12 protein-coding genes are annotated in these 11,381 nt (G+C 39.9%); 4 read left to right on the top strand and 8 right to left on the bottom strand.

All coding sequences use genetic code 11. The features are described from left to right. Window positions 1-241: 241 nt before the first annotated feature. Both JOC94_RS23285 and JOC94_RS23280 read right to left on the bottom strand, forming a co-directional pair. The gene (locus JOC94_RS23285; protein ID WP_268921021.1) at window positions 242-520 is read right to left on the bottom strand and encodes a metallophosphoesterase family protein; all 279 of its coding nucleotides are present in this window, start codon (window positions 518-520) and stop codon (window positions 242-244) included. Beyond that, window positions 462-959, bottom strand: coding sequence for a metallophosphoesterase family protein (locus tag JOC94_RS23280; RefSeq protein ID WP_328799820.1), 498 nt, complete (start codon window positions 957-959; stop codon window positions 462-464). Before JOC94_RS23280 ends, JOC94_RS23285 begins: the two co-directional genes overlap by 59 nt. Window positions 960-1,136: 177 nt before the next feature. Between JOC94_RS23280 and JOC94_RS22050 the strand changes: the two genes are divergently transcribed. The 4 genes from JOC94_RS22050 (at window position 1,137) to JOC94_RS22035 (ending at window position 4,065) form a co-directional block, all read left to right on the top strand. Next, complete coding sequence (locus JOC94_RS22050; protein WP_077114231.1) at window positions 1,137-1,730, top strand: class I SAM-dependent methyltransferase; 594 nt, start codon at window positions 1,137-1,139, stop codon at window positions 1,728-1,730. Between the two features lie 371 nt (window positions 1,731-2,101). Further along, window positions 2,102-2,794, top strand: a complete 693-nt coding sequence (locus JOC94_RS22045; RefSeq protein WP_205180367.1) for a GntR family transcriptional regulator — start codon at window positions 2,102-2,104, stop codon at window positions 2,792-2,794. 3 nt (window positions 2,795-2,797) lie between these two features. Continuing rightward, window positions 2,798-3,424 (top strand): sterol desaturase family protein, encoded by a 627-nt coding sequence (locus tag JOC94_RS22040; protein WP_205180366.1) that lies wholly within the window; start codon window positions 2,798-2,800, stop codon window positions 3,422-3,424. A 323-nt stretch (window positions 3,425-3,747) separates the two neighbouring features. Then, entirely contained in the window at window positions 3,748-4,065 is a 318-nt protein-coding gene (locus tag JOC94_RS22035) for a hypothetical protein (RefSeq protein ID WP_077114239.1), read from the top strand. On the opposite strand, the gene qoxD is transcribed toward JOC94_RS22035, so the two are convergent. The 6 genes from qoxD to JOC94_RS22005 all read right to left on the bottom strand — a co-directional run. Continuing rightward, on the bottom strand, window positions 4,022-4,303 hold the full coding sequence (gene qoxD / locus JOC94_RS22030; protein ID WP_077114241.1) for a cytochrome aa3 quinol oxidase subunit IV: 282 nt from the start codon (window positions 4,301-4,303) through the stop codon (window positions 4,022-4,024). The genes JOC94_RS22035 and qoxD overlap by 44 nt on opposite strands. 1 nt (window position 4,304) lies before the next feature. Next, the gene (gene qoxC / locus JOC94_RS22025) at window positions 4,305-4,901 is read right to left on the bottom strand and encodes a cytochrome aa3 quinol oxidase subunit III (RefSeq protein ID WP_077114243.1); all 597 of its coding nucleotides are present in this window, start codon (window positions 4,899-4,901) and stop codon (window positions 4,305-4,307) included. Beyond that, complete coding sequence (qoxB, locus tag JOC94_RS22020) at window positions 4,901-6,847, bottom strand: cytochrome aa3 quinol oxidase subunit I (RefSeq protein WP_077114245.1); 1,947 nt, start codon at window positions 6,845-6,847, stop codon at window positions 4,901-4,903. Before qoxB ends, qoxC begins: the two co-directional genes overlap by 1 nt. Before the next feature lie 65 nt (window positions 6,848-6,912). Then, window positions 6,913-7,797, bottom strand: a complete 885-nt coding sequence (qoxA, locus tag JOC94_RS22015; protein WP_205180364.1) for a cytochrome aa3 quinol oxidase subunit II — start codon at window positions 7,795-7,797, stop codon at window positions 6,913-6,915. A 703-nt stretch (window positions 7,798-8,500) separates the two neighbouring features. Beyond that, window positions 8,501-9,793, bottom strand: coding sequence for a hypothetical protein (locus JOC94_RS22010; RefSeq protein WP_205180362.1), 1,293 nt, complete (start codon window positions 9,791-9,793; stop codon window positions 8,501-8,503). A 482-nt stretch (window positions 9,794-10,275) separates the two neighbouring features. Then, a partial coding sequence (locus tag JOC94_RS22005) for an alpha/beta hydrolase family protein (protein ID WP_205180361.1) occupies window positions 10,276-11,381 on the bottom strand: 1,106 nt, incomplete at its 5' end.

Raw genomic sequence — 11,381 nt, 5'->3', positions numbered from 1 at the left:
AACTCTTTGTTAATTTCAATATTAGAAGTTTTGCAAGCAAAAAAGTACGTTTGAGTGCTGAAAATTGAACATTTGTTAGACAGTCTGACATGCGGGATAAAACAATCCTGCAACGATATTAATCGCATCGGGCACGTGAAAGCCGCTTTTATCCGCAAGATAATGCGACTGCTTTATGTTTACTCTGTTGTTTGCACCTTTGATAAAATTGTTTGTTGAAAATTTTATCACTCTTGAGTTATTAAGGCCCTGCGTAAGGCGGGTTTCGTATATGTTCTGCAAAATCTTTTTTATAAGGACATTGCCCTTGGAGAAACCTTTCAGCCGCTTCTTCAACATTGTATTCGGTGATTTTAAAGTGGAAAAATTCGTTATCAATCAGTAACCAACAAGCTCCATTTGCCCGGCTTTGTAAGCCCACACTTCCAGCATTGATGATTCTTTTATCGCCAATAATCCGGTCAAATTGTATATGCGTATGCCCGTAAACAATGATGTTTTCTTTCGTATCCTGTATCATCTGTAATATTGCTTCCAGGAGTATCCACTCTGATCGCTTCTTCATCACTACGCGGGGAACCATGAACAAATAATACCTCCCCTACCCCATCAATTGATAAACTAAGATGTTTTGGCATGTTTTTAAGGAATGACATTTGCGAATCACTCAACTGCCCGGTACATTGATTTAATTCCGCTATAAAATGTTGTGGCTCTTTTTCCGCCCCATCACCGGAAGCAACTTCCCGATCCGAGTTTCCCATTATGAATAGGAAGTCGTCTTTATACCTCATGAGCGTATTCATCACTTCTCTTGGTTGTGGGCCCCAAACCAAATCTCCACCCACGACAATTTTTTGAACGTTGTTCCTCTTGATTTCGGTTAAAACAGCTTCAATGCAAAATGGTTCCCATGAATATCGTAAATGGCTGCTACACGCATCAAACCCCTCCTTCACATATTTTTTTGCTCACTCCATCCAACCTTCCTTCTTTTCATTTGCCATACATGCATATTTTTTCAACATTCCCTAAATCACTCTAAAAAATTTACAATTTTTGAGGATTTTATTGGACGTTTTTTCAAGTTTTAGATTTATAATAGACTTATAAAATATAGATTGGGATGTGAAAAGATGAAGTTCTTTCTATTCTTGTTTCAATATATAACAAATCCCCGGTCGGTCGGGGCCATCCTGCCGAGTTCACAGTTCCTTGGCGACAAAATGTTGGAAACGGTTGATTTTCAGAAAAGTGAGTACATTGTGGAATTCGGGCCAGGAACAGGCATATTTACTGAAAAATTGCTTAAAAAAAGGAAGCCAAGCACGATCATTTTACTAGTCGAACACAACAAAACGTTCTATTCCGTACTGAAGGAAAAGTTCAAAGAGGAACAGAATCTGTTTATTATCAATGGCTCCGCAGAAGATATTGAACAATACGCAAAGGAATATGACCTTCCATACGCAGACTATGTCATTTCCGGACTTCCATTTGCCAGCTTGCCGAAAGAAGTTTCCACCCGGATTTTACAACATACTTCCAACATATTAAAGGAGAATGGAAGGTTCATCACATTCCAATATACCGGCTTTAAAAAAGGACTCATCCAACAATTTTTCCAGATAAGTGAAGTAAAAAAAGAAATGAGAAATATGCCGCCGGCTTATGTGTTTAGCTGCAAGCCGTATGATACAAGTATAGCGGAAGACCGTCACAATGATTAACAAAGATAACTAAAAGCCTGCGCAAAATCTTCCTTTCTCTGTAGGAATTGAGGAGGCATCCTGACAAATAATCACGAGTTCTTTCAATAAAAGGGTTAGCTTAGGCCAACGCCCGGATTTGCCATGGCCCGACTTTGTTCCAGCTTCTTGTATAAGCACATATAATACTTGTGACGACTTTTCTGACAATCACATTCGCCCATAGCAAGTACATCATCACTTTACTGTATCATTTCGTTACTTGTGTTAACAAAAAAATGATTCTTTACCCCTGATAAATGTTTGACTTTTCTTTTATTTTTGAATAAACTTGTGGTAATACCACCAATGAAAATTGTTTGACCATTTATACTCATGATGGAGGAAAGAACGTGAGAAGAAGAGAACGCTCGTCAGACAAAATTGAACAAACATTGGTGAAAGCGATTTTATCGAGCCACTATCCTGTTGGGAGTACATTGCCTCCTGAGCGTGAACTGGCGAAAACATTTGAAGTCGGCCGACCAACTGTTCGAGAAGCGATTCAACGATTAGAAAAAGATGGATGGCTTACTTGTCGGAAAGGTCATTCGCCAATCATCAACGATTACTGGAGTAAAGGCAATTTAACAACACTCGTTCATCTTCTTCACCACCATGAGACGATCACGGAAGATTTTATCGTTTACTTGCTGGAATTAAGAATTTCACTCACACCGACATATATTCGGGATGCCGTCGCTGCAAGTCAGGCAAAAGTTGTGGCAGAACTCGCACATTTAGAACGACTTGAAAATGAAGCAGAAAGCTATGCCACATTTGATTGGCAATTGCAAAGAAGCCTTGCCGCCCTATCCCACAATCCAATCTATCTCCTCATTTTAAATAGCTTTCACACCTTTTATCATGAAATGGCGATCAACTACTTTGCAATCGAAGAACACAGGAACTTATCTTTTCAATTCTACAATGACTTATTGGCAATGGCGTTACTAGGAGATGCTGCGGAAGCGGAAATGGTGGCCAGAAATGCAATGGAGAACAGTTTAACACTTTGGAAAACAAGAAAAAAGGTGGAGGAGTAAAAAATGAAACGGAAGTTCTTGAAAGAATATTTTTTATACCCAGACATTTTTGTCATGACGGTCCTTTGGATCATCAGTGTTGGATTCATGATGCCTCATGTCGGTTCATTGTGGACGTGGCTTGCATTTGTGTTAGGAATGATTGCTTATACACTTGTTGAATATATGACACATCGCTTTCTCTTTCATATGAACCCGCCGAAAAATCCTTTTTTACTACATTTATTAAAGCGCTTACATTATGATCACCATGTAAACCCCAATGAATTACATTTATTGTTTTTACCATTATGGTATACACTGCCCAACTTGCTTATTGCGGGTATAATCGCATATCTTGTCACTTCCAGTCTCGCACTAACAAATTCATTTTTAGCCGGAGTCGTTTTGTTCCTTCTCTTTTACGAATGGAAACATTATATCGCCCATCGTCCCATCAAGCCCATTTCCCCTTGGGGACGATGGATGAAAAAAATGCATTTATGGCATCATTTTAAAAATGAAAACTATTGGTACGGGGTGACAAACCCTGTTTACGATTGGGCAATGGGCACTTTTAAAGAACAGCAAAACGTCAAACGAAGCGAATCTGTTCGAAACCTGGAACAGCGAAAAGCGAATCATGATTGAATAGGAGTGAATCGAATCCATTGCAGTCACACTTCGCATTCATCCTATCAATTCGCTAAGCTATGAATCTACAGCACCTTATTTTAAATAATGTGATATTTTTATTTGGCATTTCTTCAAATCAACGCCCCTTTTCATTTTTTCAGTGAAAGGGGTTCCTTCACTTCGGAAAAATACGATTTGTTAATCTATCTATTAAAATACTTCTGATACACATGACACATTGTCAATTCTTAAATGGTCTTAGGGCAAAAAGAATCACAAAATATTTGACAAAAATGTGAACAAGTTGAATAATACATTGTAGAGGGGAGATGTAGAAAATGGAATCTGCATATAAAATACTAAATGCCGTAAAGTATATTGGCAGTACCATCCTTTTACTCGGAATGGGCATTTTCTTGTACGGCTTTTTTGTAAGCGATACCAGCGCTATGATCGGCATAGGCATCGGCACAGTCATGGGAGCTATTTTTATCTTTCTAATAGGTGTATTTTTTGTGGCAACTGAAGAAATGGAGAGCAAAACAGATAAAGGTGTCAGGCTTTCTCCTAAACAAAAGGAGCGCCCGGTGGACACTCCTTTTGAAACGGGATTTACATATCCCAGATCAATATTAACAATGTACCGAAGATCGTGACCAAAGCGATGGCAAAGGCATAATAGATGTTCGTAAGAATCGATCCTTTGTCTTTCGTTTCACCAGCATGCATAAATACAATGAGCTGGACAGCGGCTTGCACGAATGCCGTCACTAATAAGATCGTCATTCCAGCCGCAAACGAAAGGTCAAAGAAGTAAACAGTAAGCGCAATGGCTGTGAGCACCAATGAAAATACAAATCCTGCAACTTGTTTGCGCGGGAATAATTCGCTCATGTTACATCATTCCTTTCAAGTAGACAAAGCTGAAAATAAAAATCCACACGACATCCAGAAAATGCCAGTAAAGAGAAAAGATGAACGCTTTATTGGCTGTTTTTGGTGTAAGTCCTTGTTTCTTTACTTGCAGAATGATGAATAGTCCCCAGAATAAACCAAGTGTTACGTGGGCGCCATGTGTTCCTAAAGTTGTTAATAGGATGGCCGTGAACGCACTTGTTTGTAATCCCGCTCCAACATCGACGTAATGGACGAATTCATAAATTTCAACGCCTAAGAAAGTGAGACCGAGAAGCAACGTGACCGCAAAGAAGGCCAGCATTGCTTTTTTATTGCCAATACGCATCGCATGAACGCCAAGACCAATGGTAAAACTGCTCGTCAAAAGCACGAGTGTTTCAATGAGCACCGGCGTTATTTCAAATATCTCCGCGCCGGCAGGCCCATTTCCTGTCCGGTCGACTAATGTGAAATAAGAGGCGAAAAGTGTTGCAAAAAGCATGATTTCGGCCCCGATAAAAATCCAGAACCCTAGTATATTCAGTTGATTTTGATCTGTGCTATATTCAAGCGGCAGCGAGTGATCTACATTCATCAGCTAGCACCTCGCAACTTTTTTTCAGTTTCTTCCACTTCTTCAACAGAAATGTAATAACCGTCGTCTTTCTCGAATGAACGGTAAGCCATACAAGCCAAAATCCCGATGGTTGTAATAATAGCCGGAATCCACATGCTGAACACCAAGGAGAATCCCCATAAGAAGAATATGCAACTCATGATAAACGGGCCTCCGGTGTTATTTGGCATATGAATTTTTTCAATTTTATCTTTAAATAGCTTTCGGTCTTTTTTCTTATGATCCCAAAACGCCTCAACGGAATGAACTTGCGGTATCGTCGCAAAATTATACGCCGGGACCGGACTGTGTGTTGCCCATTCAAGGGTGCGCGCATCCCAAGGATCGGAGCTAATATCTCTTGAAGCATAGCGCGTGCTGTAATAAACATTGTACACAATCAAAGCAAAACCAATTGCGAGCCCAATCGCACCGATGAAAGAGATCAGATTAAGCGGCCCAAATCCGGTTGCTTCTGAATAAGTGTACATCCTTCGTGCCTGCCCATCCAAACCGGTGAAGAACATCGGGAAAAAGGTGACATTAAAACTGATGGCGATAAACCAGAACGCCCATTTTCCGATTCTTTCATTCAACATAAAACCAAACATTTTGGGCCACCAGTAAGTGAGGCCGGCCAGCATCGCGAATACAACACCAGGAATAATCGTATAGTGAAAGTGTGCGACTAAAAACATCGTATTATGGTATTGATAGTCGGCACTCGCCATGCCAAGCATAACTCCTGTAACCCCGCCGATCGTAAAGATCGGAATGAAACCTACTGCATAAAGCATGGGAACAGTAAATTCAATCTTCCCTTTCCACATTGTCAAAATCCAGTTGAAAATCTTGATTCCGGTCGGAATCGCGATCGCCATTGTGGTAATGGAGAAAATACTATTCGTAAGCGGGCCTTGCCCCATCGTAAAGAAGTGGTGCGTCCACACTAAGAATGAGAAAAACGAAATGATCACGATCGAACCAACCATTGATTTATAACCGTAGAGGTTACGCCGGGCAAATGTAGAAATAACCTCACTATATACACCAAATGCCGGTAAAATTAAAATATATACTTCCGGATGCCCCCAAACCCAGAACAGGTTTGCCCAAAGCATATCCATCCCGCCATTTGTCGTTGTAAAGAAATTTGAACCAAACAGCCGATCCATTGTTCCGAATAGAAGCGCAATAGTCAATACTGGAAAAGCGAATACGACAATGACGTTCGTAATGAAAGCGGTCCATGTAAACATTGGCATTTTCATGAGCGTCATGCCAGGTGCTCTCATTTTTAAGATCGTCACAATAAAGTTAATCCCAGAGATTAATGTGCCGATCCCGGCAATTTGAATCGCCAGCATATAATAATTTGTGCCGACTGATTGACTGAAATCATTACCTGCGAGCGGAAAATAAGATGTCCAACCCGAATCAGGAGAACCACCAACAACAAAAGAAATATTAAACAGCATCGCGCCCATGAAGTATAGCCAAAAGCTTAAAGCATTTAAGCGCGGGAACGCGACGTCACGCGCGCCTATTTGCAGTGGAACAACGAAGTTCATCAGGGCATATATAAATGGCATCGCCATAAAGATAATCATCACTACCCCATGAGTGGTGAAAATTTCATTATAATGCTGCGCATCCAACAATGTATTTTCAGGTGCGGACGTTTGTGCCCGCATCATAATCGCATCTACGCCTCCGCGAAACATCATCAGCAAAGCGGAGATTAAATACATAATGCCAATCCGTTTATGGTCAACGGTTGTCAACCATTCCCGCCATAAATAACCCCATTTCTTAAAATAGGTTAAACCAGCGACAATTGCGATAACTGTTAACCCAATGGCTACCATCGATGCATAAATGGCTGGACTTGGATGAGGAATGGCAAAACGTTCAAGATAATCCATCCTTTAGGACTCCTTCCTGGTAAGTTATCAGCCTTGGAAACAACCAATCATTCATGTTGAAGCTACTATTGATGCTTGCTCGTTTTATCATGTTCTTCATTGGCTCCATGATGATGTCCACTATGTTCTCCCTCCGGAGGAGGCAAAAATCCCAGGTGTGTGCCACTGAATGTTAATTGTCCTAAATGGCCCGGTTCTAACAACTGGTCAAATTTTTCTTCCGTAAGAGGTTCGGCCGTTGCTTTCACTTCTCGAACCCAATCGTCAAACTCTTTTTCCGGCATTGCTTTTACGAGAAACGTATTTTCAGCAAATCCTTTGCCGCTAAAGTTTGCATTCCTTCCCATATACTCACCGGGCTCATCAGCAGCCAAATGTAATGTGGTTACCATGTCAGCCATTGCATACTTTTGTCCGCCAAGCTGCGGAATCCAAAAACTTGTAATGGGGCCATATGAATACAATTTAAACTCCAATCGACGGTCTGTCGGGATGTACAAATAGTTAACCGTTTCGATATCTTCTTCCGGATAACTAAAATGCCATTTCCAATTAGAAGACGAAGCGTAAACAACCAAAGGTTCTTGTTCTTCATACTTTTTCGGTGGTGCCTCAACTGCGTATGTGGACTTCACCGTAATAACTGAAAGGAAAATAATGATTATAACCGGAATTCCAACGATAATGGATTCCACTACCGGATTTCCTTCAATATGCGGAGGTTCATAATTCTCATCCTGTTTTGAAGCCCGGTATTTTACAATCATTATGATCAAAAGGACGAAAACGGCTATCACAATGATGGCCATCATCGCAATCGATATCCAAATGACGTTTGCTGTCGTTTCTGCTTGAGGACCTTTCGGATCCAATACCATTACTGGTTCGCAACCCGCCAACACTGCTAGAATCGCGATGGCCACACATAAAAAAGCCCATTTCATTTTCATGCAGGAAACTCCTTTCTTTCGATTAAAAAGGGTGATTGTAAATAACAATCGTTTTTTGTATTTAATTTACAAATATCTTATTATCATGATCGTTTAAAAACAATCGATTGTGACATATGTCACAAAATGTCCTTGAATCAAAAAAGAGATCAGTAACAAAATGTTCAAAGAAACGGAAGAAGCAGGAAAAAAGAAGATTTAAATGAGTAGCGTTTTTTTTAAATCTATAGTATTTTTGAAGTTTGGGGGGTAAATAAAACTGGCCATCATACTGTACGTAAACGCGGGAACATAAAAGATATGAAGAGTAAATACGATTTCTTCCCAGTATATATGACAAAAAATAATTTGACTTAGAACATAAAAAGAGCAACCACCCTTTTAATCTTTCACTGCGGATGATTGCTTCTAATATTTGTCTTTTCTATCGTTTTTCTCGTCCTTCCATCTTTTCTATATTTGGCAAAATCCCTTATTTCAATTTCGAATTCCACAACGATATTTCTCTACACGATCAGTAAGCTTCCCTCTCCCACATGGCCAAATTCCTTGAAATGAAGAGCCAGGTGTTGAGAGACTAGTAAGATATTCTTTTTCCCCACCAAGAAGTTTTCGCTGAAAATTGACATTATGGATGGGTATCATCACTCATATTGTCTCCACAGTTTTCAATCCCAAATGCATATCGCTCTATGACGGAACCTCACAGCTTCAATTCAAAAATCTTGCGGGGTCTTCCCCGGTTTCCGGGCTGCTCTTCCCCTTTCACTGATGCCAACTTGGCTTTTTGGAGCTCTGATAATACCCTTCTTGCATTTCTTTCAGAATATCCGAGCCATTCCGAAATATCCTTGGCCGTAACTAAGTTCGTTTGATGTATTTTACTTAAGGAAGCCAATTTAGAAAGAGTGGTTGAACTTAAGCTTAATTTTGTCTCCTTATTTTTTGCTACATGCCGATGGGAAAATGGAAGAGGCGTATCGTCTTTGTTCCAAATGACCACATCCTTATTTTCATTAACGGTCGCAATTGAAGAGGTCGTTTTTTCTTTAAGATGCTTTAAAGCAAGCCGGGTATTCGTATCAGCCTGTAAGTTCGTCAATCCGTAGCCAATGCCAATATGAACATCCAATTGACTTTGGGCTTTAATTTGAGGCAAGAGCGATTGCAATGGATGATTCTTTTGAAATAATTCTAATTGACCTTTTGTCGTATATACAAAAAACAGTCCATCACCTATTTTCACATATGAACCTTGTACGCTTTGAGTAAAATCCAACAGGATGTTCTCTAATGCCAACTCTTTTCTTTTGTCATCGAATGAAGCTTGATCGGTCAGAGATGAGGTTTCCGCTTCAATAATCTTAATACTCATTACCGCAAACAGCGCCTTTTTATAAATCGCGGACTGTGCTCTTTCTTTTAAAAAATGCAACACTTGCTCGATAATTAATTCCGAAGGAGTCACCCTGTAACAGGGAACTTCTTCCGCTTTTAACATTTCATATACATCCTGTAAACAAGTTAAAGCCGCTTCTATCTCTCCCTTTCGGTACAGCTCCAGATGTTCCGCCATTATCTCTTCAGAAGGGTAATATTTATCATACTTGATCGGAAGGAGTGTTAAATTGTCCAGATCATATTTATAGTGGATGTCTGTAATTTCTTGAGGTTGGATAGTATCAAGACTGTATTTTTTTACGTTTTTTTCACTAACCGCCTTTAGCAGTGTACCCAGGAGGCTAGGACCGTAAATCGGAGGATAAATGGCTTGATCTTCATTTAAAAGGTTGTTTTCAAGAGCAAAATAATACGGTACACGGCCCGAAAAAAGCCACTGGCTGATCATGCCTTCATTTTTTTGAATGATATCATGTACTTCAACCCGGTTTTTATAGGGAAATAGTTTGACATTGATATTGGACATATTCTTTGCTATGTTTCCGATTAAATGTACAGAATCCGTTGGACCCACAACACCAATCCATACTTTCATTTTGAAATAACTCCTTCAATCCTCTATTCCCTGCCTTCCGCCATCTATTTTTTTGCAATAATAGCGGTAGTATTCAGATACGATGAAACAGCCATGATAAAATGGAAATTATTTTTCGGGACGGCTGATGCCAGTTTTCCGGGGAATGAACGAAAAACCGGCATTTCATGTAGCTGCAAGATTCACCTCGGTCAAAAGCCGAAAAATAACTCTTTCATTTTTTCGAGCGAAGCATTCAGATTCATTGTTCACGGTAATCACTAACATGAAACCGCTTTTCTAGTTGATCCTTTATCCTAGTATAAACCTTTTCCTATAACGAGTCACCACCACCCAAGGCCCTTTTGCCGATATAACAAAAATCACTCGAGCTTATTTGTCATATTTTTGTTGTGCATTTGGTTTTCTTCCCCGGGTATAGTAGATTCATTTTCTCGTTACAGAGAATCAATTACATTTTCCAGTCATGCCGTTCAGGCCTCCTACGACTTCCAGCCAGTTAAGTGTGATCGCAAAAAGTGAAGAACTTCTTGATAATATATAGTCAGGTTTTTACGGTGATAAAATTCATGACCTTCATTTTCAAAAAAAAGAGAATGGATATTTTTCTTATCTTTTAAGCGCTCCAGCATGTTGATCGATTCGTTTATTGATACCCGAATATCATTTTTCCCATGAAAAATATAAAGTGGCTTGTTGAGCTTTTCAGCATTGGTTAATGGGGCTATTGAATGAAAGAAAGCTTTCAGCTCATCTGCGCCTCCATACTCCGCTTCCCGCATTTTCCGGCGCCAATGGGCGGTATGCTGAAAAAATTGATTTAAGTCCGACATTCCAACTACATCGATGCCTGCCGCACATAGCTCGGGATACTGAGTAAGGATGGAAAGCACCATGTATCCGCCGTAACTTTCTCCCATAATAGCGATTCTATCCTGATCTATTTCAGGATTCGATTTTAAATGCTGTATAAGTGCTGCAACATCTTTCATTGCATCCGTTCGACGTTGTTTGTCGTCCAAATGGATAAACGATTTTCCATACCCATTACTTCCACGAATATTAGGTACAATCACATCAAAACCGAATTGGACAAACGATTGAAATAGCGGTGAAAACTCAGCCACTGCCTGAAATTCTGGCCCTCCATGAATAAAAACAATAGCCGGGCGCTTTATTTTTCCATGAGATTTTGAATAATGAAAATAAGGTATTTCTAACTGATCAAAACTTTTAAAGGAGCGTTCAACCGGCCGAACAAGCAACCCCTTTAATGGTGCTGACTTCGTCATGTTTGTTTGTTGTGCCAGCTTTTCTTTCGGGGTTGAATAGCTCCAGATTTCACCAGGGTGTGTTGGGCCATCACAGACAAAAGCGAATTCATCGTTGTTTAACCATATTAGTGAACTAATCGTTCCATAAGGGATCGAATCAATCTGCTTTTTTGTCCCTTCACTCTCAGCAAAAAGGAAAAGCCTGGACACCCCATTTTCAGATAAAGTCCATATAATTGTGTAAAAAGAATAGGTCACCATCATGACCATGTTACAATGTTTTCGACCAAGAAAAACACATGGAGGACATGATG

The organism is Siminovitchia thermophila (genome assembly GCF_016909185.1).
GTDB classification, from domain to species: Bacteria; Bacillota; Bacilli; order Bacillales; family Bacillaceae_C; genus Siminovitchia; species Siminovitchia thermophila.
Note: the sequence above shows the minus strand (reverse complement) of the source record. Positions and strands in the feature narration are given on the sequence as shown.

Excerpts from the sequence above, each read along its gene's own strand:
- JOC94_RS23285 (WP_268921021.1), bottom strand. The coding sequence starts at position 520 with ATGATACAGGATACGAAAGAAAACATCATTGTTTACGGGCATACGCAT.
- JOC94_RS22050 (WP_077114231.1), top strand. The coding sequence starts at position 1,137 with ATGAAGTTCTTTCTATTCTTGTTTCAATATATAACAAATCCCCGGTCG.
- JOC94_RS22040 (WP_205180366.1), top strand. The coding sequence starts at position 2,798 with ATGAAACGGAAGTTCTTGAAAGAATATTTTTTATACCCAGACATTTTT.
- JOC94_RS22035 (WP_077114239.1), top strand. The coding sequence starts at position 3,748 with ATGGAATCTGCATATAAAATACTAAATGCCGTAAAGTATATTGGCAGT.
- qoxD (WP_077114241.1), bottom strand. The coding sequence starts at position 4,303 with ATGAGCGAATTATTCCCGCGCAAACAAGTTGCAGGATTTGTATTTTCA.
- qoxC (WP_077114243.1), bottom strand. The coding sequence starts at position 4,901 with ATGAATGTAGATCACTCGCTGCCGCTTGAATATAGCACAGATCAAAAT.
- qoxB (WP_077114245.1), bottom strand. The coding sequence starts at position 6,847 with ATGGATTATCTTGAACGTTTTGCCATTCCTCATCCAAGTCCAGCCATT.
- qoxA (WP_205180364.1), bottom strand. The coding sequence starts at position 7,797 with ATGAAAATGAAATGGGCTTTTTTATGTGTGGCCATCGCGATTCTAGCA.
- JOC94_RS22010 (WP_205180362.1), bottom strand. The coding sequence starts at position 9,793 with ATGAAAGTATGGATTGGTGTTGTGGGTCCAACGGATTCTGTACATTTA.